This is a genomic window from Aeromonas sp. s9 (assembly GCF_040907765.1).
Lineage (GTDB): Bacteria > Pseudomonadota > Gammaproteobacteria > Enterobacterales > Aeromonadaceae > Aeromonas > Aeromonas caviae.
In genome coordinates, this window is sequence record NZ_JBFOCK010000068.1 from 40,011 (window position 1) to 64,126 (window position 24,116).

Annotated in this window: 22 protein-coding genes; 8 read left to right on the forward strand and 14 right to left on the reverse strand. The window is 64.1% G+C overall.

The window, feature by feature from the left end; all coding sequences use genetic code 11:
• Positions 1 to 5: 5 nt before the first annotated feature.
• From fliL to AB5Y54_RS13660, 14 genes are all read right to left on the reverse strand, one after another.
• Positions 6 to 512 carry a flagellar basal body-associated protein FliL gene (fliL, locus tag AB5Y54_RS13595; RefSeq protein WP_010673922.1) on the reverse strand — a complete coding sequence of 169 codons (507 nt, stop codon included), beginning with the start codon at positions 510 to 512 and terminating at the stop codon, positions 6 to 8.
• A 57-nt stretch (positions 513 to 569) separates the two neighbouring features.
• Complete coding sequence (locus AB5Y54_RS13600; protein ID WP_368153909.1) at positions 570 to 2,489, reverse strand: flagellar hook-length control protein FliK; 1,920 nt, start codon at positions 2,487 to 2,489, stop codon at positions 570 to 572.
• 87 nt (positions 2,490 to 2,576) lie between these two features.
• A complete protein-coding gene (fliJ, locus tag AB5Y54_RS13605; RefSeq protein ID WP_039039911.1) occupies positions 2,577 to 3,017 on the reverse strand; it encodes a flagellar export protein FliJ in 441 nt (146 codons plus the stop codon).
• 16 nt (positions 3,018 to 3,033) lie between these two features.
• Entirely contained in the window at positions 3,034 to 4,365 is a 1,332-nt protein-coding gene (gene fliI / locus AB5Y54_RS13610; RefSeq protein ID WP_029314163.1) for a flagellar protein export ATPase FliI, read from the reverse strand.
• 74 nt (positions 4,366 to 4,439) lie between these two features.
• Positions 4,440 to 5,243, reverse strand: coding sequence for a flagellar assembly protein FliH (fliH, locus tag AB5Y54_RS13615; RefSeq protein ID WP_010673918.1), 804 nt, complete (start codon positions 5,241 to 5,243; stop codon positions 4,440 to 4,442).
• Positions 5,244 to 5,313: 70 nt separating this feature from the next.
• Entirely contained in the window at positions 5,314 to 6,375 is a 1,062-nt protein-coding gene (gene fliG / locus AB5Y54_RS13620; RefSeq protein WP_010673917.1) for a flagellar motor switch protein FliG, read from the reverse strand.
• The gene (gene fliF / locus AB5Y54_RS13625; protein ID WP_041212623.1) at positions 6,368 to 8,068 is read right to left on the reverse strand and encodes a flagellar basal-body MS-ring/collar protein FliF; all 1,701 of its coding nucleotides are present in this window, start codon (positions 8,066 to 8,068) and stop codon (positions 6,368 to 6,370) included. The genes fliG and fliF overlap by 8 nt, the downstream gene beginning before the upstream one ends.
• A gap of 55 nt (positions 8,069 to 8,123) precedes the next feature.
• Complete coding sequence (gene fliE, locus AB5Y54_RS13630) at positions 8,124 to 8,441, reverse strand: flagellar hook-basal body complex protein FliE (protein WP_029314161.1); 318 nt, start codon at positions 8,439 to 8,441, stop codon at positions 8,124 to 8,126.
• 129 nt (positions 8,442 to 8,570) lie between these two features.
• Positions 8,571 to 8,957, reverse strand: a complete 387-nt coding sequence (locus tag AB5Y54_RS13635) for a hypothetical protein (RefSeq protein WP_134996656.1) — start codon at positions 8,955 to 8,957, stop codon at positions 8,571 to 8,573.
• Between the two features lie 139 nt (positions 8,958 to 9,096).
• Entirely contained in the window at positions 9,097 to 9,873 is a 777-nt protein-coding gene (locus AB5Y54_RS13640; RefSeq protein ID WP_041212621.1) for a lipoprotein, read from the reverse strand.
• Between the two features lie 103 nt (positions 9,874 to 9,976).
• Positions 9,977 to 10,402, reverse strand: a complete 426-nt coding sequence (gene arsC / locus AB5Y54_RS13645) for a glutaredoxin-dependent arsenate reductase (protein WP_134996655.1) — start codon at positions 10,400 to 10,402, stop codon at positions 9,977 to 9,979.
• A 51-nt stretch (positions 10,403 to 10,453) separates the two neighbouring features.
• On the reverse strand, positions 10,454 to 11,518 hold the full coding sequence (arsB, locus tag AB5Y54_RS13650) for an ACR3 family arsenite efflux transporter (RefSeq protein WP_042017753.1): 1,065 nt from the start codon (positions 11,516 to 11,518) through the stop codon (positions 10,454 to 10,456).
• Between the two features lie 84 nt (positions 11,519 to 11,602).
• Positions 11,603 to 11,971, reverse strand: coding sequence for a helix-turn-helix transcriptional regulator (locus AB5Y54_RS13655; RefSeq protein ID WP_039039917.1), 369 nt, complete (start codon positions 11,969 to 11,971; stop codon positions 11,603 to 11,605).
• 381 nt (positions 11,972 to 12,352) lie between these two features.
• Positions 12,353 to 13,444, reverse strand: coding sequence for an HD domain-containing phosphohydrolase (locus tag AB5Y54_RS13660; protein WP_010673909.1), 1,092 nt, complete (start codon positions 13,442 to 13,444; stop codon positions 12,353 to 12,355).
• Between the two features lie 266 nt (positions 13,445 to 13,710).
• On the opposite strand from AB5Y54_RS13660, the gene rimO reads away from it, so the two are divergent.
• The 8 genes from rimO (at position 13,711) to AB5Y54_RS13700 (ending at position 24,116) form a co-directional block, all read left to right on the forward strand.
• Positions 13,711 to 15,039 carry a 30S ribosomal protein S12 methylthiotransferase RimO gene (rimO, locus tag AB5Y54_RS13665; protein WP_010673908.1) on the forward strand — a complete coding sequence of 443 codons (1,329 nt, stop codon included), beginning with the start codon at positions 13,711 to 13,713 and terminating at the stop codon, positions 15,037 to 15,039.
• Positions 15,040 to 15,584: 545 nt separating this feature from the next.
• Positions 15,585 to 17,267, forward strand: coding sequence for an ABC transporter substrate-binding protein (locus AB5Y54_RS13670; RefSeq protein ID WP_010673906.1), 1,683 nt, complete (start codon positions 15,585 to 15,587; stop codon positions 17,265 to 17,267).
• Positions 17,268 to 17,384: 117 nt separating this feature from the next.
• The gene (locus AB5Y54_RS13675; RefSeq protein WP_010673905.1) at positions 17,385 to 18,368 is read left to right on the forward strand and encodes an ABC transporter permease; all 984 of its coding nucleotides are present in this window, start codon (positions 17,385 to 17,387) and stop codon (positions 18,366 to 18,368) included.
• A 1-nt stretch (position 18,369) separates the two neighbouring features.
• Positions 18,370 to 19,275: an ABC transporter permease gene (locus tag AB5Y54_RS13680; RefSeq protein ID WP_010673904.1), complete on the forward strand. Its 906-nt coding sequence runs from the start codon at positions 18,370 to 18,372 to the stop codon at positions 19,273 to 19,275.
• Positions 19,272 to 20,294 (forward strand): ABC transporter ATP-binding protein, encoded by a 1,023-nt coding sequence (locus AB5Y54_RS13685; RefSeq protein WP_368153911.1) that lies wholly within the window; start codon positions 19,272 to 19,274, stop codon positions 20,292 to 20,294. Before AB5Y54_RS13680 ends, AB5Y54_RS13685 begins: the two co-directional genes overlap by 4 nt.
• Positions 20,295 to 20,305: 11 nt before the next feature.
• The gene (locus AB5Y54_RS13690; RefSeq protein ID WP_368153912.1) at positions 20,306 to 21,304 is read left to right on the forward strand and encodes an ABC transporter ATP-binding protein; all 999 of its coding nucleotides are present in this window, start codon (positions 20,306 to 20,308) and stop codon (positions 21,302 to 21,304) included.
• A gap of 107 nt (positions 21,305 to 21,411) precedes the next feature.
• Entirely contained in the window at positions 21,412 to 23,139 is a 1,728-nt protein-coding gene (locus AB5Y54_RS13695; protein ID WP_368153913.1) for a glycoside hydrolase family 9 protein, read from the forward strand.
• A gap of 104 nt (positions 23,140 to 23,243) precedes the next feature.
• Positions 23,244 to 24,116, forward strand: a complete 873-nt coding sequence (locus AB5Y54_RS13700; RefSeq protein WP_368153914.1) for a BadF/BadG/BcrA/BcrD ATPase family protein — start codon at positions 23,244 to 23,246, stop codon at positions 24,114 to 24,116.

Sequence of the window (24,116 nt, forward strand, 5' to 3'; positions counted from 1 at the left end):
ACCTTTCATTGCATGACAAAGCCGGTAAACAGCACTTGTTCGATTACGGGAGAAGAGACCAGGTCGTTCAGCACCCGGCGGCACTCTTCCAGCGAATCCTGACGCAGCTTCTCCTTGCCCTCGAAGGTCATCAGCTGTTCGGCGGTCGCCGAGCTGAAGACCCGCAGCAAGGTGCCTTCGATCAGGGGAATGTTCTGTTTGGCCAGGGTTTCGTCGGCGGTGCCGCGCACCATCAGCTGGATCTTGATCTGCACCAGCCGATCCCGCTGGCCTCCCGCCACGTTGAACACGAAGGGACGGGGCATGCCCACATAGAGCGAGGGCTGGGGCGTGTTCGCCTCCGGCTTGGCCTCGCTCTTTTCGGCAGCGGGCTCATCCCCACCGGCGAGCATGAACCAGGCGCCGGCGCCGCCCCCGCCAAGGAGCACGACGGCCAGGGCGACTATCATGATCAGCTTCTTTTTCTTGCCTGCCGCCGGATCCTTCAGCGTCAGTTCGTTATCGTCTGCCATCCCTTGTCCACCCTAGTCTCAAACTTGTTCGGTATCATAAACTTACTTAAGAATGCATCAAGCATAGAAATCGATTCCGGCATCGTTTGCCGATTCCACCAGCAGCGTGAGGTTGCGAGCGCTCCCCTCGGCCTCTCTGCCATCGCTGCCGCCACCATTTCCCCCCTGTCGCCCCTGGTCACCGAAACCGGACTGACCCTGGGAGGATGACTGCCCTTGCTGCTGGAAGGCTTGCTGCTGCGCCTGTTGTTGCACCACGGTCTGGCCGAGCTGGATCCCCTGCCCTGCCAGCATGTCGCGCAGGCGCGGCATGGCCTGCTCCAGCATCTCACGGGTCTGGCCATGCTGCACCACGAAGTGCACGCTGGCCTGGCTGGAGGCATCCATCTGGATTTGGATCTTCATCTTGCCAAGCCCCAGGGGGTCTAGCTGGATCTCCGCCTGTTGCAGCTTGTCCGCCAGCATCAGGTTCACCTTGTGGTGCAACTGCTCGGGGGCCTCAGGGGTCGCCAGCTTGAGGTGGGGCAGACTCTGGGGCTCTCGTCTGACGGTCGCCTCGGCCAGCGGTCTGTTCTCGCCGACCTGGCTCTGGGCCTGATGCAAAGGCTGGCTCCCCTCGGCGGGTTCACTGCCCTTGACCTCCATCCCCGACTGTTTGCCCAGCTCATCGAGCCGGGACTTGTCCACGGCGGGCTTCACCGACACGGCAGCGCCGGCGGCCACCACGGGGACGCTCTCCATCTGGTCCAGGCCCGCCGAGAGGGCCGTCAGGGGGGCCTGTGCCCCCTGGGATTCATGACGAGCCAGGATCTGCGGCGCCACCTGCACGGGGGCCGGGTCCTCCGTCGTCACGGGCTGGCTGCTCCCTGCATTCACCGCAGGCTCGGCCCCTGCACGGGCTCCCTGCCCGCTCGCGGCCTCAGCCTGTCTGGCCTCACCGGCGACAGGGGCCTCCTTCTCTGCCCCTGCCGCCGTCGCGGGCGGAGCGGACTCCGGTGTGGCTGCAGGGGCCGGCCCCTGCGCCACCGTCCGGATCACGCCATCGCCATAGGCGCTGGTGGCACGGGAAGCGGTTGCCCCCTGTCCGGCCGACGCCAGGGGATTGGTCACCCGTGCCTCTTGCGATGAGTCAGCCCGGGTGACAGTGGGAGCCTGGGCGTTTTCTCCAGCCACCACTTTGGCGAGCAGGGCGGCATGCTCCTGACCCGAGAGAGGGGGCTCCCCCCCCTTGGCATCCGGCTCCGCTCCCTTGCCTGCCATGGGCTGGCGGGTCGCTTCGCCCTGGTTGGCCACGGCAGTGTCATCGGCCAAGGGGGGATCTTCGGCCCCCAGCGGCAGAGCCCCCTGACCGCTTGGCACGGCGCTGGCGCCTTGGGCCGCACCGGGGATGGCTTTCGTTTTGTTCCCTTCATGCTGACGCTCTGGCGTCATCTGCGGCAGGGAGGCGCTCCCCTCTGCCGCCTCCACGCCCTCTGCCAACCCCACGTCCTCTGCCATTCCCACCCCCTCTGCCATCCCAGGCGCAGCGGCGCCAGGCGGCAAGGGGTTGCCGTCCACAGGCGCCGCTGCCTCACCGGCCATGGCGGGCGATGTAGGGGGCACCACCAGGCTCACATCCTGGCGCAGGGAGGCTTGCAACTGTTGCAGGAAGTCGTCGGGAGGCAGCTCGCCCTCGTCGTCCGCCCCCTTCGAGGAAGACACGGACTCGGTGGCGGGCTCGTCAGACGCCAAAGATTTGGCAGCCGGGGCAAGCCCCTCCCGGGCGCCCTCGGCGGGCCCCTGGAGCGCTGGATTTCCCTGGCTGGCTGGCGCCTTGCCCATCAGCTGGGCCATGGCCATGGCTTGCGAGAAGGCGGCCTTGCCCTCGCCTGACGGCTGCACGCCCCCTTCGCCCCCGACGGTGGGAGCCAGCAGGGTGGCGCTGCCATCGGCAGAAGGCGCCTGGGGGAGAGTGCTAATCAAGGGGGTCTGTATCATGCTGGGATCCCTGACGACGATTCGGTGACGGCCGCACGTGCGGTCATGGCTTGGCCCATCGGCCTCGCATGACTGGAAGAAAGCAAATTACAGGCCAGATTGGTGATAACGACGCAGGATGGCGTAGTCATCCAGCATCTTCTGCTCCTGGCGCTGGGCCTTCTGGCGCACCTTGTCCGCCTTCTTCTCCAGCAGCAGCTCGACCGCCTTGCGCCGCTGCTGGGCTTCGAGCCACTGGGTGCGGCACTCGGCCAGCGCCTCGCGCACTTGCAACACCCCTTGGTACTGCTGGGTCGCCGCGTTTTCGAGCTTGTTGATGAAGGCGTGATACTGGCTGTTCTGCTGGGGGCTGATCCCCTGCAGACCGCGCTCCGTCCACTGCTGGTGGTAGATCTGGCGGTACTGGTTGAGGGCGTTCTGCTGATCCATGAACAGCTTGAGATCCTGCTGGGCCTTGGCCAGCGCCATGGCGGCCTGCTGTTCGGCCTCCTCCAGCCGACTCGCCAGCAACGTCAATCCTTTACTCATAAGGGCTCTCCACCGGTCAACGCATCAGGGGCATGGCCACCAGTTGCAGGGATTGCAGGCCTTCATCGTAGTGAATGACCTCGCGCATTTTCTGCTGCAAGAACTGGTCCAGATAGGGTTTCTGGATGATGGCCCGGTCGATGCGCGGATCCGATCCCTGGCTGTAGGCGCCGATGGTGATGAGATCCCGGTTCTGCTGGTAGAGGGAGTAGAACTGCTTGAAGGTGCGCGCCAGCTCCATGTGCTCCGGTGAGGTCACCATGGGCATGACCCGGCTGATGGATTTTTCGATGTCGATGGCCGGATAGTGGCCCGCATCCGCCAGCTCCCGCGCCAGCACGATGTGGCCATCGAGGATCGCCCGGGCCGCGTCGGCGATGGGATCCTGCAGATCGTCCCCCTCCGTCAGCACAGTGAAAAAGGCGGTGATGGAGCCCTGGCCGTCGCTGCCGTTGCCGGCCCGCTCCACCAGCGCCGGCAATTTGGCAAACACCGAGGGGGGATAGCCCTTGGTGGCCGGCGGCTCCCCCACCGCCAGTGCAATTTCCCGCTGTGCCTGGGCGTAGCGGGTGAGGGAGTCCATCAGCAGCAGCACGTTGAGCCCCTGCTCGCGGAAATACTCGGCGATGGCGAGCGCCGTCTCGCACCCCTTGAGGCGCATCAGCGGCGAGGCATCGGCAGGGGCGGCCACCACCACGGCGCGCTCGCGCCCCTCGGCGCCGAGGATCTCCTCGATGAACTCCTTCACCTCCCGGCCCCGCTCGCCGATGAGGCCCACCACGACAACATCCGCCACCGAGCCCCGGGTCATCATGCCAAGCAGCACGGATTTGCCGACACCGGATCCGGCGAACAGCCCCATGCGCTGACCCCGGCCCACGGTGAGCACGGCATTGATGGCCCGTACCCCCACGTCCATGGGTTGATGGATGGGGCGACGGGCCAGGGGATTGATGCGGTGCTGGGCGAACTGCACCGTCTGGGACGAGAGGATGGGGCCGAGCCCGTCAAGGGGCTGGCCGATGCCGTCGATGACCCGGCCAAGCAGACTCATGCCCACCGGAATGCCGTGATCTTCGGTGACGGGCACCACCCGGGCGCCGGGAATAACCCCCTTGAGCTGCTCGCTCGGCATCAAGAACAGGCGATCCCCGGCAAACCCCACCACCTCGGCCTCCAGGGCCCCATCCTGGGTATCGATGCGGCACAGGGAACCGATGGCGGCGCGGCAGCCGATGGCTTCCAGGGTCAACCCCACCACCCGGGTGAGCTTGCCCGCCACCGGCGGTATGGGGGCCTGCTCGCGAACCCGGTAGCCTTTAAGCCGATCAAGAAGGGGTGCCGTCATGTCGCCTCCGACGATGAGTGCCTGATGATGCCGTCAGCAGGGCGCTGCACGACGGGTTCGAACCGGGCCATGGCTCAGCTCGCGTTGTCACGCAGGAAATTGCGCAGCAGCTGATCGATGCGCCCACAGAGGGTGAGATCGATGCTGGAAAGCTCGGTGGCCAGTTGCAGATCGCCGGGGGAGAAGGTGGGCTCGCTTTGCAGCCGCCAGTGGCGCCTGGCGCACTCCTCGGCGCCAAAGGCGGCCTCTACCCGGGTCACATCCTCCGGGTGCAGCATCAGGGTGACCCCCTGCTCGGCGGCAGGGAGCAGGGCCAGCCCCTGCTTGAGGGCCTCCAGCAGCAGCGTGGGGGAAGTTTGCGCCTCATGGCGGATGAGGGCGCGGGCGAGCTGTTGCACCAGGGCGATGAGCTGCTGCTCCACCGCCTCGTCCATCTCGCCAAGGGGAGTGGCCAGGCGTGAGACCAGGGCTTGCCAGCGGGCTATCTCCAGCTCCACCTGCTCCCGCCCCATGGCGAGTCCCTCTTCCCTGCCCTGCTCCAGCCCGGCCTGGTGGCCCTGCTGCAAGCCTTCGAGCTTGCCCTCTTCCAGCCCCTTGGCAAAACCGGCCTCGCGCCCATCGCGCATCCCCTCTTCCCAGGCGGCCTGACGAATCGCCTCCACCTCTTCGGCGGTGATGCTGGGGGCGGGTTCTTCGGGTTGTTCTTCCGGCAGGGCCGCATCGGCCTGCTCCTGACGATACCAGTCAGGAGCCAGCCCCAGAGCATTGGTCTCGACCTCGGCTTCGGTCTCCATCTCTGGCCAGCCCCAGGTCTCAATCTGCGCCGTGTCGGACTCGGGCCTCAGATAGCCGCGCAGTTTGCTGTTCTTGTCATTCATGTGCCGAAGAGACTCCTATCGAGGGCCGGGTACAGGGGCCGACATCATCGCACATTCCATGGCCCATGGCTTAGAGGAACTCTTCGCCACCACCCGCCCCCAGCATGATCTCGCCCGCATCCGCCAGGCGGCGCGCCGTGGAGAGGATCTCCTTCTGGGCGGCCTCCACCTCGGAGACCCGGATCGGCCCCATGGCCTCGAGGTCGTCCGCCAGCATCTCGGCGGCCCGCTTGGACATGTTCTTGAATACTTTTTCCCGCATCTGGTCGTCCGACCCCTTGAGGGCCCGTTGCAGCAGATCCCCGGGCACTTCCCGCAACAGGGTCTGGATGCCCCGATCGTCCACGTCGATGAGGTTTTCGAACACGAACATCAGATCCTGGATCTGCTGGCTCATCTCCTCGTCCGACTCGCGGATGGAGTCCATCAGCTGCCCTTCGATGTTGGTGTCCAGGTAGTTCATGATGTTGGCCGCCGCCTTCAGGCCGCCCATCTTGGCCGCCTGGGCACCGGCCGCACCGGCGAACTGTTTCTCCATGATGTCGTTGAGCTCCTGCAGCGCCGCCGGTTGCACCTCTTCGAGGTTGGCGATGCGCATCACCAGATCCAGGCGCACCTGCTCCGGGAACTGGCTCAGGATCTCGGCGGACTGCTCCGGCTCCAGATAGGAGAGGACGATGGTCTGGATCTGCGGGTGCTCGTTCTGGATGATGCTGGCCACCTGGCGGGCATCCATCCACTTGAGGGAGTCGAGGCCACGGGCGCCTGATCCCAGGATGATTTGATCCACCAGGTTGCTGGCCTTGTCCTCCCCGAGCGCCGCCACCAGGGCCTTGCGCACGAAGTCTTCACTGCCGATGCCGATGTTGGTGTACTTCTGGATGTCGTCGATAAATTGACGATGCACCGCCGCCACCCGATCGTGGCTGAAATCCGACATGGAGGCCATGGACATGCCGAGCCGCTGCACCTGCTTGGGCTCGAGGTGGCGGAAGATCTGGGCCGCGTCCTCCTCGTTGAGGCTCAGCATCAGTACCGCCGCCATCTCCATGCCCCCCATCTGATCCAGGATCAGACGCTGGCTTTCGGTGATGTCGTTGCCGGTGACCTGGCTTTTATTCTCTTCAGGCATCTTTGGTTACCCATTCTTTGATGACCTGGGCGGCCAGGTCAGGTTCGTTCGCTACCAGGGCGCGCACGGCCTTGAGCAGATCCTCGTCACGGTGCAGGTCAGGCAGCTTGAGCTGACCATCCCGCAGACCGAACACCGGTTCGGCCTCGGCCTGGGCGGCCAGCAGGCTCAGTTCGTCATCGCCACCCAGCACGGTGTGGTTGTCGAAGTCCAGCTCCCCTTCCGGCTTGGCGTCCGGGTAGAGCAGGCGCTTGAGCATGGGCCGCACCACGGTGACGATGAGCACTATGATGACCAGCACGGAGGCGGCGATGCGCACTGCGCGCCAGAACCAGGGCTGCTCGTAGAGGGGAATGTCGGCCACGGTCTCGAGTTCCGGGCGGTTGAACGGAATGGCGACCACCTCCAGGGTATCCCCCCGGGTCACGTCAAAGCCCAGACCGCCGCTCAGCAGACGGCGCAGGGTATCGAGTTCGGCCTGGCTGCGGGCTTCCCGGGTCACGGCACCGTCGGCACCGGGGATGGCCTTGTAATCCACCGCCACCGACACTGTCATGCGGCGAATGCCGCCCTGCTGGCGCCGGATGTGGCTGACGGTGGTGTCCAGTTCGAAGTTGCGGGTCGCTTCCTTGCGGGAACGGCCGGAAGAGGCGGTTCCTTCCCCGCCGGCTGCCTGCTCGGGAATGTTGGACGCAGCGGGCGGCTGGTTGGAGAGGGCGCCGGGTACCCCGCCGTTGCTGCCGCTGGCGCTGTTCTCTTCCATGGTCATTTCGGAGCGCACCGCCGGCAGGTCCGGGTTGTAGGTCTTGCGGGTCTGTTCCTGCTGGGAGAAGTCGAGGGAGAGATCCACCTCTGCCGTATAGTTGTCGGCCCCCAGCACCGGGATCAGGATGGCGTCAATTTTTTGTTTGTATTCGAGCTCCTGCTTCTGCTGCATCGCAAACTCCTTGCGGGTCTGGGCAGAGAGGGGATCCTGGGAGCCGGAGTTGAGCAGGCGACCGTTCTGGTCGGTCACGGTGACGCGGGTCGGCTCCAGACCGTGAACGGCGGAGGCGACCATGTCGACGATGGAGTCCACCTCACCCTGGCCCAGGGCGTTGCCCTTGAGGCTCAGGACCACGGTGGCGCTGGGCTTGCGTTCGTTGCGGGCGAACACGTTGTCTTTCGGGATAGCCAGCAGCACCTGGGCCTTGGCGACGTTCTGGAACTGCTCGATGGCGCTCGCCAACTGGCGCTCGCGGCTCAGTTTCAGGCGCTCGCTCTCCATGCGCTGGCTGACGCCGAAGCTGGAGTCCTTGAGCAGGATGGCTTCGCCGTCGTTGCTGGCGTCGCTGTTGTTGGCCAGACCGGCGCGGGTCAGGCGCAACCGGATGTCCGCATAGTTTTCAGCACTGACCAGCACGCTCTTGCCATCCACCTGATAGGGGATCTTCTGCTGATCCAGGTAATCCAGGGTGGAGACCAGCTCCTGGGTGGTGAAGGTGCCGAGGGGACGCATCTCCGGCTCCTTGCCCCACAAGAGGATGAAGACGGCGATGGCCAGACAGATGGTCAGCCCCAGGATCAGGGTGATCTGGCGCAACACATCGGTGTTGGACAGGAAGCCCAGCGCCGAGCTCTTCTGCTCGTGCTCGTCGAGGGCGGCCGCCCCCTCGTTGTTGATCAGCAAATCGCCGTTTTGATCAGTTGCCACGGTTTATGTCCTTGTTGCTGACATCTTCATGATGCTCGGTCGCCATGGGCCCGAGTTACACCGGCATGTTCATGATGGTCTTGTAGGCATCGACCATCTTGTTGCGCACCTGCACCGTCGCCTCGAAGGCGATGGAGGATTTCTGGCCGGCGATCATCACCTGGGAGAGATCCACCGACTTGTCGCCGAGATCGAAGCGGGTACGCAGATCGTTGGCGGTGCCCTGCAACTCGTTGACGTTGTCCAGGGCCTGTTGCAGCATCTGGCCGAAATCCGAGCTGACCGGACGACCGGGCTGGGTCAACGGCGTGGCACCGGCTTCCACCTTGAGGGCCTGCATCTCTTGCATCAGGCTGCTTGCGCTAATTTCCATCTTCCCTTCCCAGACAAATCATTGACACTGACTGGCTTGAAGCAATAAAGGTGCCAACCAGAGCGAGATCTCGAGATCAGGGATAAAAGCGGGGCGCGATCAGGCCGGCGGGCACCGGCCATCCGGGGATCAGGTCGCAGATCCGGGGGGATCGCCCAGCAGCAGCCGCAGGTAACTCAGGTGCAGATCGTAGTGCTCGCCTGCAGGCAGCTTGGCCAGCACCTCGTCGCGCAGGTAGCGGGCCTTCTCCCCCGCCTGCTCGGGGGCCACCAGCCCCACGCTCACCAGCCTGGCGATGATGGCATGGGAAAGCGCCAGGCAGGCCTCGTCGGCCTCCCCCCAACCGAAGGATGCCCCCTGATCACTCTGTGTCAGGCAGGGTTCGAGCGGTGCCACCAGATCCCCCCAGACCCAGAACGCGGCCGGGATCCCCTCCTGCAGGCGCAGATAGATGCTCTGCTTGTCCCACTCCCGGCGGTGGGCAGCCATCCGCTCCTGTTCGGCCTCATGGGTCATCTTGCTCTCCTTGTCGCTGGACTCTGTGCGGCGCCCATGAAAAAGAGGGCCCAAGGCCCTCTTTTTACTGCAAGTCCCGACAATTAAACAGAGTGCACCTCGATCTCCTCCAAGAAAAAACGAGTCAGATCGGCAGGGATCACTTGTTCAGGTCATCATCCAGCCAGTACTTGGAGCCCGAGATGTTGGCGTCAAGCAACAGCCCCTTCTCGCCAATCTGGTAGATGGCCATGCCGCCATTGTATTTGGCGGTGAGCTCGGCGCTCTCCTTGCCCGCCACGGCGCCCACCTCGGAGGTGGCTTCCCACCCCTTGCTGACGAAGGCATCGAACCTCGCCTTGTCCTCGAACAGGATCACCTGCTGGTAGAACTTGCCGCCGATCCCGGCCGCAAGACCGGCACCGAACATCTTCATGTAGGTGTGCTTGCCACTGGTGCGATTGACGGCGACCCCGGCCCCCTGATTGGTATGGATCATCAGGGAGAACTTGCGCGAGTCGAACACCGCATAGCCATAAGCCTTGTCAAACAGCAACTTGGCCGAGGGCTGCTCGTTGAACAGCCGCACCAGGGCGGTATCGGCCATGGTATCGAGGGCGGTTCTCGCCTCCTCCGGGGTCTTGGGCTCGAGCATGGTGTCGAGCTTCTTGTCGGCGGCGGTCAGCCACTCCTTGCCGGTGGCCGCGCTCTCTGCCGTCCAGGCCCCCGCCTTGTTGTAGGCTTCGGCCCCCCAGCTGGACACCGACTCCCAGGTCTCCTTGGAAAAATCGGTGATCCCCTTCCACGCCTCCTTGCTGGTATCGCTCACCGCGGTACCGAGTTCGGAGGCGGCCTCCTTCAGCTTTGCCCAGTCGGCCAGACCGGGGGTCGAGGCCAGCGCCAGTGCCGTGGCTATCACCAGGAATCGAATCTTCATTGTTTCCACCCTCTGTGATGAGTCGAAGGTCACAGTAGCAGATCTGGCGCCTGCCCGTTAAGGGCATCCCCCCGGCGCGGGTCAGACGCTGACGCGCAGGGGCTCAACGAAGCCGTTTGCCCTGGCCGTCCACCACCTGCTCGCCATCCTCCTTGGCAAAGGCCCCTTGCTGCGGGTCGGGCAGGATATCGAGCACCACCTCCGACGGGCGGCACAGCCGGGTGCCGAGGGGGGTGACCACGATGGGCCGGTTGATGAGGATGGGGTGGGCCAGCATGGCATCGATCAGTTCGTCATCGCTGAAGCGATCTTCTGCCAGTCCCAGCGCCTCGTAGGGGGGCACGTTCTTGCGCAGCAGATCGCGCACCGGCATGCCCATGGCGGCGATCAGGGCCACCAGCTCGTCGCGGGAGGGGGGCGTCTCCAGATAGTGAATGATGGTGGGCTCCACACCGCTGTTGCGAATAAGCTCCAGGGTGTTGCGGGAGGTACCGCACTCCGGGTTGTGATAGAGGGTGATTGCACTCATTTGCCTGTCTCTCATGACTCAAGTGAATAGAAATGGGTTAGCCGCCATCCGTTAGCGCCTTAGCCCCGCTTCGTACCAGGGTTTGCTGGCGTTGACGATGCGCACCACCAGCAGCATGACCGGCACCTCGATGAGCACCCCGACCACGGTGGCGAGCGCCGCGCCGGAGTGAAAGCCGAACAGACTGATGGCGGCGGCCACCGCCAGCTCGAAGAAGTTGGAGGCCCCGATCAGGGCGGAAGGGCAGGCCACCGAGTGCTTCTCCCCCACCTTGCGGTTGAGCCAGTAGGCGAGCCCGGAGTTGAACAGCACCTGGATCAGGATGGGCACCGCCAGGAGGGCGATGACCAGCGGCTGCTCCATGATGGCGTTGCCCTGGAAGGCGAACAGCAGCACCAGGGTGAGCAGCAGGGCCGCCACCGACCAGGGCTGGATGCGGGTCATGACGCCGTCAAAATGAGCCTGCCCCTTTCTCAGCAAGGCCTTGCGCAGCAGCTGGGCGAGGATGACAGGGATGACGATGTAGAGCACCACCGAGGTGAGCAGGGTATCCCAGGGCACGACTATGCTGGAGACCCCGAGCAGCAGCGCCACCAGCGGGGCAAAGGCAAACACCATGATGAGGTCGTTCACCGCCACCTGCGACAGGGTGAAGTAGGGATCGCCGTTGGTGAGGCGACTCCAGACAAACACCATGGCGGTGCAGGGGGCCGCCGCCAGCAGGATGAGACCCGCCACGTAGCTGTCCAGCTGATCCGCCGGCAGCCAGTCGGCAAACAGCACGCGGATGAAGAGCCAGCCGAGGAAGGCCATGGAGAAGGGCTTGACCAACCAGTTGATGAAGAGGGTGACCCCGATTCCCTTGAGGTGCCCCTTCACCTGGTGCAGGGCGCCAAAATCTATCTTGAGCAGCATGGGGATGATCATCACCCAGATAAGCAGCCCCACCGGCAGGTTGACCCTGGCCACCTCCATGGCGCCGATGGCCTTGAAGAGGCTCGGCAACCCCTGCCCCAGACCAATGCCCACCAGGATGCAGAGGGCGACCCAGGCGGTCAGATAACGTTCAAAAAAGCCGATGGCAGGGGCTGCCTTGGCCTCACAGCTTGCAGACATGATGACTCCCGGTGCGATCCACGCTCGCACCCCAGGTTGAATAGATGAATGACACGGCACATGGGCATAGACAGCCCTGGCCCGTTACGACTCGCCGCAGCAGGGCGACGACCCCTCGGCGCGGGAAGCGCTGCCGGGCCCGGCGGGCAGCAGGCCGCACGCCTCGGGATGACCGGCGCAGCACTCCTCGGTGAGGTAGGCGATCACCCCCAGCATCAGGGGGATGTTGGCGCGATAGCGCAGAAAGCGCCCCTCCTGCTCCACCGACAGCAACCCGGCGTTGAGCATCCCCTTGAGGTGAAACGAGAGGGTATTGGGGGCGATGTCGAGCTCGCCGGCCAGCTCCCCCGCGACCCGCCCCTCCAGCCCGGCCTTGACCAGCAGCCGCCACACCTCGAGCCGGATCCCGGAAGCCAGCGATTCAAAGACCTTGGTGGCCGTCTCTTTGTTCATGGGTCTCCCCCCTTGGATGCTTTATTTCAACTATACAAGAATTATTGAAATGATCAAAGTGTCACCACCGAGCCCACATCGCGACGGGACGGGCCGCCAGAGGCGCCGCCCCGGCCATGTCGTGCCCGCCAGCGGCCTCATGTCAGTCATACGGCTAATATCTGGCCTCTCTTTATAAGGCACTCTTATGACCTTACCCCGGACAATCCTCCCGTTGGCCGCCCCGCTCACTGCGGCGCCCTGCCCCGCCGCAATGCCGCAGAACAACCCCCGGCGCCGGATGCACCAAAAGGCGATGAAACGAGAGGGCCCCAGGGCCCCGCCATCAGATGACGGGGCCTGGGGAATCCGGGAGAAACCGGGGAGGAGAGAGGGGCGCAATCAGGTGATCACGGGATCCCGATATTGCCGATGGATGGCACAAAACGCCTCCCGGCTTTGCAGCGCCGCCGCGACGCAGACAGGGTCGAACTGGCTGCCGGCATGGGTCTTGAGGTATTCAAAGGCCGTTTCGAGGGGCCAGGCCTGCTTGTAGGGACGCTCGCTGGTAAGGGCGTCAAACACATCCGCCACCGCAACGATGCGGGCTTCCAGGGGGATCGCCTCCCCCGCCAGTCCTTCCGGGTAACCCTGACCGTCGAAACGCTCGTGGTGGTAGGCGATGATGTTCTTCAGCATGTCGGTGTGATGGATGCCGTCCAGGCCGAACTCGCGGATCATCAGGGCGATCATCTCCCGCCCCTTGAAGGGGTGGGTCTTCATCACCCCGTACTCCTCGGCCGTGAGCTTGCCCGGCTTGAGCAGGATGGCGTCGGGCACCGCAATCTTGCCGATATCATGCAGCTCGGAGAAGAGGTGAATGAACTCCACCTCCTCGTCACTCAAGGGGTAATGGGCCGCCACCTCCCGGGCGATGAGCCGCGAATAGGCCGACATGCGGTGCAGGTGATTGGCGGTCTCCTCGTCCCGGTAGCGGCTGAACTCCCGCACCGTGGTCAGGGCCCCGTTCAGGGTCTGGATGGAGAAGAACTCCACCGCGATGATGGCCGCCAGGATCTGGGCATAGGCCGCCAGCTCACCGCAAATAGCGCCATCGAAGTAACCGGGCTCTTTGGCATCGCAAAACAGAAAGCCGAACAAGCGACTGTTGAGCAGCAGCGGCTCGGTATAGCTCGACGCGTAACCGGCCGCCAGCACTTTTCGGCTGTGCTCGGAGGGGGAGCCCAGCAGGGAATCCAGGGTGTCGAGCACCCTGGGCCGCTGGTGCTCGGCCAGGTAGCGCAGGGAAGGCACCTCGCTCAGCCTGACCTCGTACTGCAACAGCGGCGAGCCCCCGTCCGTGCTGTGGGCAAAGGTCTTGAGCTGGTCCGTCTGCGGGTCGTAGATGGCGATCGCTACCCGGCTCAACTTGTCAAAGCGCTGCCTGAGGGGGGCGTGCACGTTCTGCACTTTCTCACCAAATGAACTCTCCATCCCGCACATCCTTCTGATAGGCCTGTTGGGAGTATAGTGACACCCGTTTTGCCCCTCCTGCCAAATGGTGACGGCGCACAGGGATCGTGATCCCGCCCGCACTGGCGACGGCCCCCTCCCTGCCCGTGGTCATGTCACGCCGCCCCACCCCGCTTCCCCGGGCAAAGAGATTGTTCGCTTCCGACGTGTCGGCTGTATAGTTTTTGGTTAGCCATTCCGGTAAAATCCGCGCCCTTGAATAAGAGCCACCTAAGAGTGATTGAGCGATGTCCAACACAAAACAGGCCCCCAAAGTAGGATTCGTCTCCTTGGGTTGCCCCAAAAACCTGGTCGATTCCGAACGCATCCTGACCCAGCTGCGTACCGAAGGGTACGACGTGGTGCCCAGCTATGACGATGCGGAGCTGGTGGTGGTCAACACCTGCGGCTTCATCGACAGCGCGGTACAGGAGTCCCTGGAAGCCATCGGCGAGGCCCTGGCCGAAAACGGCAAGGTGATCGTCACCGGTTGCCTCGGCGCCAAAGAGAACCAGATCCGCGAGATCCACCCCAAGGTGCTCGAAATAACCGGTCCCCACGCCTATGAAGAGGTGCTGGGCCACGTCCACAAATACGTGGAAAAACCCACCCACAACCCCTTCACCAGCCTGGTGCCGGCCCAGGGCGTCAAGCTGACCCCGCGCCACTACGCCTATCTCAAGATTTCCGAAGGCTGCAACCACCGCTGCACCTTCTGCATCATTCCCTCCATGCGCGGGGATCTGGTGAGCCGCCCCATCGGCGAGGTACTGGCCGAGGCCAAGCGCCTGAAAGAGGCTGGCGTGAAGGAGATCCTGGTGATCTCCCAGGACACCTCCGCCTACGGCGTGGACGTCAAGCACCGCACCGGTTTCTACGACGGCATGCCGGTCAAGACCAGCATGGTGGCCCTGTGCGAAGAGCTGGCCAAGCTCGGCATGTGGGTGCGCCTGCACTACGTCTACCCGTACCCCCACGTGGATGACGTCATCCCCCTGATGCGCGACGGCAAAATCCTCCCCTACCTCGACATCCCGCTGCAGCACGCCAGCCCGCGCATCCTCAAATTGATGAAGCGCCCCGGCTCCGTCGAGCGCACCCTGGAGCGGATCCAGAAGTGGCGCGAGATCTGCCCCGAGATCACCCTGCGCTCCACCTTCATCGTCGGCTTCCCCGGCGAGACCGAGGAAGAGTTCCAGATGCTGCTGGACTTCATCGACAAGGCGGAACTGGACAGGGTTGGCTGCTTCAAATACAGCCCGGTCGAGGGTGCCAAGGCCAACGAGCTGCCGGATCCGGTGCCGGCCGAGGTGCAGGAAGAACGCTTCCAGCGCTTCATGGAACTGCAACAGCAGGTCTCCATCCGCAAGCTGGCCCGTAAAGTGGGCAAAGAGATGCTGGTGCTGATCGACGAGGTGGACGAAGAGGGTGCCACCGGCCGCTCCGCCGCCGATGCCCCCGAGATCGACGGCCTGGTCTACCTGAACGGCGAGACCGGCCTCAAGCCCGGCGACATGGTCAAGGTCCGCATCGACGAGGCGGACGAATACGACCTCTGGGCCAGTCTGGTGGAATAATCACGCCACTCCCCCTCAAAGCCAGTCGGTCTCACCGACTGGCTTTTTTAATGTCCGCCGCCCGTCAGGCTCTTGCATGTCCCCCTGTCATCCCCTGTCCCACCCCTCATCACCGGTCTCCCTCCCCTTGCTCTTTTCGCACGCGCCCGTGAACCAGCGCACACTTCTCTCCTGCCACATGAGCCGCTTGTTTCCTGCGCAAAAATAAGCCGTGTCAACGGGGAAAAAACGAGCACGATCCAGCTCACATTATCGTTGTAACAGGGAGTGGCAATGAGACTTTTTACTTTGTGAGAATTAACGCAACTTTATAATTTAAAAGGATTTAAAATGCATTTTGACGATAATGACGTGCGCCGTGCAATTTTTACGATATCGACGAAATGAAGAGTTGTTGTTTTCCTGTTAATTCTGCTTTTCTAAGGGCGTTGGACGACACAACTACAAGGGTGCAAAACCTGACCAACAGCGAGGGCCGGTATCCAAGCATGCGATGTCGGTGCTCCATTCCAAAACCATGGAAGACCAATAAGAAAGGAAAAAATATGCTTGCCAAAGTATCCAAAATCGCAACCTCAGTCATGCTGGGAACTTTGCTCGCCGGTGCCACCGGCACAGCCATGGCCGCCGACAACAAGACGGTGCTGACCCTGGTTGCCCAGCAGGAAACCGCATGGGTCAAGAACTTCAACCCCTTCCTGCAAGCGGGTCTGCTCCACACCACCCGTCACTTCATCTATGAGCCGCTGGTGATCTTCAACGATATGCAGGGTGGCAAACCCGTCTATCGTCTGGCCACCCACTACGCCTTCAGCGATGATCTGAAATCCGTCACCTTCGACCTGCGCGAAGGGGTCAAGTGGTCCGATGGTGAAGCCTTCACCGCCGACGACATCCTCTTCTCCTTCAACCTGGTCAAGGCCAACAAGGCGCTGGACGAGCGCTCCATCTGGACCCAGATCAAGGGTGTCGAGAAGCTGGGTGACCACAAGGTCAAATTCGACCTGGCCGAGATCAACACCAACGTGGTGAACGACCTGGTGCTGGTGCCCATCGTGCCGGAGCACCAGTGGAAGTCGGTGAAAGACCCGGTGGCCTTCACCAACGACAAGCCGGTCGGGACCGGTCCCTTCACCGAAGTGGACAACTTCTCAGCCCAGCTCTACACCCAGTGCCGCAACCCGCACTACTGGGACAACGCCAGCCTCTCCATCGACTGCCTGCGCATGCCGCAGATGGCCACCAACGACCAGGTACTGGCCGCCGTGATGAAGGGTGACGTGGACTGGTTCGGCTCCTTCGTGCCGGACATCGAGCGCCTCTACGTCGGCAACGATCCCAAGAACAACAAGTACTGGTTCCCCGCCTCCGGCACAGTGGCGTTCAACGTCAACTTCCAGAGCAAGAACCCGGGCAACCACGAAGCCTTCAACGACATCAACTTCCGCCGCGCCTTCTCCATGGCCATGGACCGCCAGTCCATGGTGGACATCGCAGGCTACGGCTACCCCACCGTCAACGAGTACCCGTCAGGGCTTGGCAAGGCATTCGCCTCCTGGGACAACCCGGATGTCGAGAAGAAGTACGGCAAGTACAACAAGTTCGACCTGGAAGGGGCCAAGGCCCTGCTGAAACAGGCGGGCTACAAGGACTGTGACGGCGACAAGTTCCTCGACACCCCGAGCTGCAAGAAGATCGAGTTCAAGGTGCTGGTACCGAACGGCTGGACCGACTGGGTCAACACCGTCCAGATCGGGGTCGAAGGCCTGCAGGCCCTGGGCCTGAACGCCAAGACCGCCACCCCGGAAGCCACCGTCTGGACCGAGTCCCTGATCACCGGTGACTTCGACGTCGCCCTGCAGGGTTACTTTGCCGGTGCCAACCCGCACAAGTACTTCGAGACCGCTTTCCACTCCCGCAACATGGGTGAGCGCGGCAACCGCTTCGCGGCGCCCCGCTACAAGGATCCCGAGCTCGACAAGCTGATCGACGACTTCACCCAGACCGCCGATGCGGCCAAGCAGAAGGAGATCATGTTCGCCATCCAGGAGCGTGTCGGGGCCAACCAGACCATCATCCCGGTGTTCAACAACCCGACCTGGTACGAATACAGCACCAAGCGCTTCAATGGCTGGTTCAGTGCCGACAACCCGGTCGCCAAGCCGCAGGTTCACCCGGACACTCCGGAGCGTCTGCTGCACGTGCTGTCACTCAAGCCAAACAGCTAATCACCCCGGCCCCCTGCGGGGGGCCCTCTTCCCCGCCATGTCTTCCATCCCCCGCACCTGCCGGGGTTGGGGGAGCTTTGCCCGGCGCGGGGCAGGCTTGCAGTAAAAGGTATCACCATGGGATTTATACTTAGACGCTTCTCCTTCTATCTGGTCGCCTTCCTGGTGGCCGCCACCATCAACTTCCTGCTACCCAGAGCCATGCCGGGGGACCCCGTCTCCGTCATGTTTGCCCGGGCCGGCGCCATGATGGAACCCGCCGCGCTGGAAGCCCTCAAAGCCACCTTCGGTTTCGTGGACGGCCCCATCGGCACCCAGTTTCTCACCTATGTGAAGAGCGTCTTCACCTGGGATCTCGGCACCTCGGTGCGCTACTACCCCCAACCGGTTGCCGACGTCCTCGGCCGCGCCATCGGCTGGACCCTGTTCCTGGTGGGCACCTCCACCATTCTGAGCTTCTCCATCGGCTCCATCGTCGGCATCTTCGCCGCCTGGTACCGGGGCGGACGCATGGACAGCATCCTCTCCCCGCTCACCCTGGTGATGCAGGCCATCCCCCCCGTGGTGGTCTCCCTGCTCGCCCTCTTCCTGTTCGGCGTGAGCCTCGGCTGGTTGCCCATCGGCTACGCCTACAGCCCCGAGATCCCCGCCGATTTTGGCTGGGAACACATCAAGAGCATCCTGCTGCACGCCATCATGCCGGTGGGCACCCTGGCCGCGGTGCAGGTAGGGGGCTTTCTCATCACCATGCGCAACAACATGATCAACCTCCTGGGCGAGGACTACATCACTATGGCCAAGGCCAAGGGGCTCTCCAGCAACCGGGTGATCTTCAACTACGGCGCCCGCAACGCCGTGCTGCCGAGCGTCACCGCCCTCTCCATGGCGCTCGGTTTCGTCATCGGCGGATCCCTCATCACCGAGGTGATCTTCAACTACCCCGGCCTGGGACTGACCCTCTATCAGGGCATCCTGGCCCGTGACTACCCCCTCATCCAGGGGCAACTGCTCATCATGACCATCACCATGCTCAGCTTCAACTTCCTGGCCGACGTGCTCTACGTCTTCCTGGATCCCCGTCTGCGTACAGGAGGCAAATAAGATGCGTATGCCGACTATCTTGAAAATCCTGCTGGGCAACAAGAAGGCCGCCTTCGGCCTCGCCATCGTGGTCACCTTCGTGCTGATGGCCCTGTTCGCCCCGCTGCTCGCCAGCAACGAACCCACCAAGCGGGTCGCCCGCCCCCACCAGCCCCCCAGCGTGGAGCTGGTGATGGGTTCCAACCGCATGGGCCACGATCTCTGGGCCCAGTTCACCAACGGCGCCCGCATCTCCCTGATGGTGGGCTTCGGGGCAGGCCTGCTGGTGTGCGCCCTGGCCATCACGGTGGGCATCACCGCCGGCTACTTCGGCGGCGTGGTGGACGAGTGCCTCACCTTCCTGATGAACGTGGTGCTGGTGATCCCGAACCTCCCCCTGTTGCTGGTGCTGGCAAGCTTCATCGGAGAGGCCTCCCCCATGGTGATCGCCCTCATCATAGGGTTGACCTCCTGGGCCTATGGTGCCCGGGTCATCCGCGCCCAGACCCTGGCCCTGCGGGAGAAGGAGTTCGTCATCGCCGCCGAAGTGCTGGGTGAACCGGCCTGGCGCATCATCCTGGTGGAGATACTGCCGAACCTCATCTCCATCATCGGGGTGAGCTTCATCGGGTCCATCATCTACGCCATCGTCACCGAGGCGACCCTGGAGTTCCTGGGCCTCGGCGATCCGACCGTGGTCAGCTGGGGCATCATGCTCTACAACGCCCAGACCTCGAGCGCCATCCTGGTGGGCGCCTGGTGGGAGATCCTGGCCCCCTGCTTCGCCATCGCCACCCTGGGGGCGGGCCTCGCCATGCTCAACTTCGCCATCGACGAAATCGCCAACCCGCAGCTTCGTTCCCACAAGGGCCTGCGCCGCTGGAAGCAGCTTGCCACTCCCATCACTGCTCAGGAGAAGACAGCATGAAGCCGCAACAACCCCTGCTGTCGGTGCGCCAGCTCTGCGTCGACTACATCACCGAGAGCGGCGACGTGCGCGCCGTCAATTCGGTCAGTTTTGACATCATGCCGGGTGAGGTGTTCGGCCTCGCCGGCGAGTCCGGCTGCGGCAAGTCCACGGTCGCCTTCTCGGTGGCCAGGCTGCACAAGCCGCCCGCCTACATCAGCGGCGGCGAGATCCTGTTCAAGGGAGAGAACATCCTCGCCTTCGACGACGAACGACTGCGCAGCTACCGCTGGCGCCAGGCGAGCGTGGTGTTCCAGTCCGCCATGAATGCGCTCAACCCCGTGCTGCGCATGGAGGAGCAGTTCTGCGACGTGCTCTTGGCCCACAACCCCGGCATGACCCGCTATGAGGCGATCAAGCGCGCCCAGGAGCTGCTGGAGATCGTCGACATCCACCCGAGCCGGCTCAAGGACTACCCGCACCAGTTCTCCGGCGGCATGCGCCAGCGGCTGGTGATCGCCATCGCCATGGCCCTCAACCCCGAGCTGCTCATCATGGACGAACCCACCACGGCGCTCGATGTGGTGGTGCAGCGGGAGATCCTGCAGAAGGTCTATGCACTGAAAGAGAAGTTCAACTTCTCCATCCTCTTCATTACCCATGACCTCTCCTTGATGGTCGAATTTTGCGATCGCATCGGCATCATGTACGCGGGGGAACTGGTGGAGGTGGCGCCGGCCAAAGCGATCCTGACCGCGCCCCTGCACCCCTACACCCGGGGCCTTGGCAACTCCTTCCCGCCCCTGCACGGGCCCAAGACCGTGCTGGAGGGGATCCCTGGCAGCCCACTCAATCTGCTGGAGGTGCCGGTGGGCTGCCGCTTCCAGGCACGCTGCGCCAAGGTGCATGAGCGCTGCCGCCAGGAATACACCCGGCTGGCCGAGATCCGGCCCGGCCAACAGGCTGCCTGTCACCTTCATGAGGCAGCAGAGGAACAACCGGATCTTCCGATCCATCTGGACAAGGCCGCTGGCTGTTAAGGATGTCTGTCATGCAAATCGCCCAAACCGACGCGCCCATCATCGAGGTCCAGCACCTCTACAAGGACTTCGCCGTCAACTCCAACGCCATCAAGAGCGGCAAGATGCGGGCGCTGTCCGACATCACCTTCAACCTGCACCGGGGCCGCGCCCTGGCAGTGGTGGGGGAATCCGGCTCCGGCAAGAGCACCATCGCCAAGATCATCGCCAAGATGTACAAGCTCTCCAACGGCCGCATCCTCTACCGTGGCCGGGATCTGGAGGAGTTCAACAAGGGCACCGCCCTGCTGGACTATCGCCAGAGCGTACAGATGGTGTGGCAGGATCCGTTCGGTGCACTGAATCCGACCCACACCATTTACCACCACATCGCCCGCCCCCTGCTGCTGCACAGCAAGGTGAGCGACAAGCGGGATCTGCCCGACATGGTCTATGGCCTCCTTGAAAAGGTGGGACTGACTCCCGCCAAGGCGACCGCGGCCAAGTACCCGCACCAGCTCTCCGGCGGCCAGCGCCAGCGGGTCAACATCGCCCGCAACCTGGCGGTGGAGGCGGAAGTGGTGCTGGCGGACGAGCCCACCTCCATGCTCGACGTCTCCATTCGCATCGGCATCCTCAACCTGATGGAGCAGATGAAGAACGAGCTCGGCGTCTCCATGCTCTACATCACCCACGACATCGCCACCGCCCGCTACGTGGCGGAAGATCTGGCGGTGATGTACGTGGGTCACATGGTGGAGTGGGGAGAGGTGGACGAGATCCTGCACCACCCCCAGCACCCCTACACCCAGTTGCTCATCTCGGCGGTGCCGGATCCCGAGAAGAGCATCCACGCCGAGCTGGAGGGAGGCCGCAAGGGGGAGATCCCGCTCTGGACCCCGGAATCCCGTGGCTGTCCCTTTGCCGGGCGCTGCCATCAGGCCATGGCCCGCTGCAAGGAGAGCCTGCCCCCGGTGACCCGGCTCGCCGACAACCACTTCGTGCGCTGCTACCTCCACGAACAGGGGTAAGCAGGCCCGCGGCCGGGCGCCGTCGCCCGGCCATGCCTCGCGTCGGGGCCGCAAGGCCCCGCAATGAGCCTCGCCCGCCAGGGGCGAGCCTTCGGAGTAAGACCTTGATGGAACTTTTGATCAACCAGGTGGGTTACGAATGTCACGGGGAGAAGAGCGCCCTGCTGCAGTGCGGCGCCGACCTCGATATCCGCGGCCACGTCAGGTTGCTGCGCCAGCAGGACGACCACCTTTTGCTGGAGACGCCGCTGGTGGCGGCGGGATGCGTCCCCGGCTGGCAGGGGCGCCACTACTGGCGGGCCGATTTCTCCGCCTTCACCGAGCCCGGCCACTACCGGCTGGAGGCCGTCGTGACCACGGAAGCGCAGGAGCGCCTGGTGCGCTCCACCCCCTTTGCCATCGACCGGGGGCTGCTGGCGCGCCGCTGCCTCTCCGATGTCATCCACTACTTCAAGGGACAACGCGCCAGCGGCACCTTCGACCGGGCGGACCGCAGGGCACGCCTCTTTGGCACCGATCAGCGCCGGGACGTACATGGCGGCTGGTTCGACGCCAGCGGCGACATGAGCAAGTACCTGAGTCACCTCTCCTACGCCAACTACCTCAATCCCCAGCAGACCCCCATGGTGGTCTGGTCCCTGCTCAAGTGCCGGGAACTCCTGGCGACACGTCGCGATATCGACGGGATGAACCTGTGTAAACGGCTCAATGACGAGGGGCTGCACGGGGCGGATTTTCTCTGCCGGATGCAGGACGAGAGCGGCTTTTTCTACATGACCCTGTTCGACAAGTGGAGCAAGGATCCCGAGCAGCGGGAGCTGTGCGCCTATTCGACCCAGCAGGGGATCAAGTCCGCCCGCTGGCAGGCGGGTTTTCGCCAGGGGGGCGGCATGGCCATCGCCGCCCTGGCCCGCGCCGCCCGGGAACCGATTGGCGGCGACCTTGACACAAGCCAGTACGCCGACGCGGCCAGACGCGGCTACCTGCACCTGCGCGAGCACAACCTCGCCTACCTGGATGACGGGGTCGAGAACATCATCGACGACTACTGCGCCCTGCTGGCGGCGGTCGAGCTCACCAGAACGCTGGGCGCCGAGTGGCTCGCCGAGGCGCGGGATCGGGCTGGCCGGCTGTGCGCCCGCCAGCGCGCCCATCCCGATCTCGTCCACCATTGGGCCGCCAACGACGATGGCTCTCGCCCCTACTACCACGCCGCCGAGGCGGGCCTGCCGGTACTGGCGCTGCTGGAGTATCTCGCCATCGAGCCGGATCCGGCGCGCCAGTGGGCGGCCCGGACCGTCGCCGAGCAGGCCCTGGCGACCGAGCTGGCCCTCGCGGCCCGGGCAGGCAACCCGTTCGCCCTCGCCCGCCAGTATGTGAAAGGGGTCGATGAGGCGCCCCGGGTGAGCTTTTTCATGCCCCATCACAACGAGTCGGGTTACTGGTGGCAGGGGGAGAACGCCCGGCTGGCATCGCTCGCCACCATGGCGTTTGCTGCCGCGCAGCACCTGCCCGGGCAGAGCGCACTGCTGCGCACCTTCGGCCAGCAGCAGCTCGACTGGATCCTGGGGAGAAACCCCTTCAACGCCTGCATGCTGGCGGGTCAGGGCATCAACAACCCGGAATACACCGCCGGCTACCCCAATGCGCAGGGGGGGATCTGCAACGGCATCACCGCCGGCTTCGATGACGAAAATGACGTGGCCTTTATTCCAGAGGCGTACAAGGATCGGCTGGATCAGAACTGGCGCTGGGGGGAGCAATGGATCCCGCACGCCGCCTGGTTCGCCCTGGCCATCACTTGGCAGAGCGCACAAGGAGGCCACCATGATTGAGAGCGGTTCACACATCACTCGCACCGGGGAGAGCCCTGGATCCTCCATACCGCCAGCCAGGTTTACCCTGGCCATCACCTGGCAAAGCGCGCAGGGAGGCCCCCATGATTGAATTCTGGGTCGGGGTGGACGGCGGCGGCACCCACACCCGGGCCCGCATTCGCAACAACGCAGGCAAGCTGCTCGGCGAGGGGCGCGCCGCCGGCTCCAATCTGGAGCTGGGCATCGCCCTCGCCCACGGCCATGTACTGGCTGCCATCGATCAGGCCCGCATCGACGCGGGTCTGCCCAGGGAGAGCGAACAGCGGATGGGAGTCGGGCTCGCACTCGCCTCCGCCGAGCTCGCCGACTGCTACCACGCCATGCTGACCATGCCCTTCCCGTTTGCGCGGGTGAAGCTCACCTCCGATGCCTTTGGTGCCTGCCTCGGCGCCTTCGACGGCCAGGAGGGGGCCATCCTGATCGCGGGCACCGGCTCGGCGGGGCTCATCTACCGGGAGGGACGCCTTCGCACCTGCTCGGGTCGCGGATTCCCCGTCTCGGATCTCGGCAGCGGCGCCTGGCTCGGGCTGCGCGCCATCCAGCAATCCCTGCTCTGCCACGACGGCATCCTGCCCCCCAGCACCCTGGCGGTGCGCCTGATGGATCACTTCAAGCGGGATCAGGCCGAGGTGGTGCGCTGGGCTGCGCGCGCCATCCCGGCCGACTATGGCCGCTTCGCCCCCTGGGTGTTCGATGCCGCGAGCGACGGGGACGATCTCGCCACCGCCCTGCTGGATGAGACCTGTGCCCAGCTCGGCATGCTGCTGGAGGGCATGACCCAGCTCGGGGCAGACCGGATCGCCCTGCTGGGCGGCATCGGCACGCGCCTCACCCCCCGTCTGGGCCACTTCCATCTGGTCGCCCCCAAGCGCGACGCGCTGGAGGGGGCCATCCTGTTTGCCAGGACGGAGGCGCTGCCATGTCTGCATCCCTGA

Bases quoted from the DNA above. Each gene is read 5' to 3' on its own strand.
- AB5Y54_RS13635 (WP_134996656.1), bottom strand. From the start codon at position 8,957: ATGACCCATGAGGCCGAACAGGAGCGGATGGCTGCCCACCGCCGGGAG.
- fliE (WP_029314161.1), bottom strand. From the start codon at position 8,441: ATGGAAATTAGCGCAAGCAGCCTGATGCAAGAGATGCAGGCCCTCAAG.
- fliG (WP_010673917.1), bottom strand. From the start codon at position 6,375: ATGCCTGAAGAGAATAAAAGCCAGGTCACCGGCAACGACATCACCGAA.
- AB5Y54_RS13655 (WP_039039917.1), bottom strand. From the start codon at position 11,971: ATGAACAAAGAGACGGCCACCAAGGTCTTTGAATCGCTGGCTTCCGGG.
- AB5Y54_RS13680 (WP_010673904.1), top strand. From the start codon at position 18,370: ATGCGTATGCCGACTATCTTGAAAATCCTGCTGGGCAACAAGAAGGCC.
- AB5Y54_RS13660 (WP_010673909.1), bottom strand. From the start codon at position 13,444: ATGGAGAGTTCATTTGGTGAGAAAGTGCAGAACGTGCACGCCCCCCTC.
- fliH (WP_010673918.1), bottom strand. From the start codon at position 5,243: ATGAATGACAAGAACAGCAAACTGCGCGGCTATCTGAGGCCCGAGTCC.
- AB5Y54_RS13690 (WP_368153912.1), top strand. From the start codon at position 20,306: ATGCAAATCGCCCAAACCGACGCGCCCATCATCGAGGTCCAGCACCTC.
- fliL (WP_010673922.1), bottom strand. From the start codon at position 512: ATGGCAGACGATAACGAACTGACGCTGAAGGATCCGGCGGCAGGCAAG.
- rimO (WP_010673908.1), top strand. From the start codon at position 13,711: ATGTCCAACACAAAACAGGCCCCCAAAGTAGGATTCGTCTCCTTGGGT.
- AB5Y54_RS13640 (WP_041212621.1), bottom strand. From the start codon at position 9,873: ATGAAGATTCGATTCCTGGTGATAGCCACGGCACTGGCGCTGGCCTCG.
- arsB (WP_042017753.1), bottom strand. From the start codon at position 11,518: ATGTCTGCAAGCTGTGAGGCCAAGGCAGCCCCTGCCATCGGCTTTTTT.
- arsC (WP_134996655.1), bottom strand. From the start codon at position 10,402: ATGAGTGCAATCACCCTCTATCACAACCCGGAGTGCGGTACCTCCCGC.
- fliI (WP_029314163.1), bottom strand. From the start codon at position 4,365: ATGACGGCACCCCTTCTTGATCGGCTTAAAGGCTACCGGGTTCGCGAG.
- AB5Y54_RS13685 (WP_368153911.1), top strand. From the start codon at position 19,272: ATGAAGCCGCAACAACCCCTGCTGTCGGTGCGCCAGCTCTGCGTCGAC.
- fliJ (WP_039039911.1), bottom strand. From the start codon at position 3,017: ATGAGTAAAGGATTGACGTTGCTGGCGAGTCGGCTGGAGGAGGCCGAA.
- AB5Y54_RS13670 (WP_010673906.1), top strand. From the start codon at position 15,585: ATGCTTGCCAAAGTATCCAAAATCGCAACCTCAGTCATGCTGGGAACT.
- AB5Y54_RS13700 (WP_368153914.1), top strand. From the start codon at position 23,244: ATGATTGAATTCTGGGTCGGGGTGGACGGCGGCGGCACCCACACCCGG.
- AB5Y54_RS13600 (WP_368153909.1), bottom strand. From the start codon at position 2,489: ATGATACAGACCCCCTTGATTAGCACTCTCCCCCAGGCGCCTTCTGCC.
- AB5Y54_RS13695 (WP_368153913.1), top strand. From the start codon at position 21,412: ATGGAACTTTTGATCAACCAGGTGGGTTACGAATGTCACGGGGAGAAG.
- AB5Y54_RS13675 (WP_010673905.1), top strand. From the start codon at position 17,385: ATGGGATTTATACTTAGACGCTTCTCCTTCTATCTGGTCGCCTTCCTG.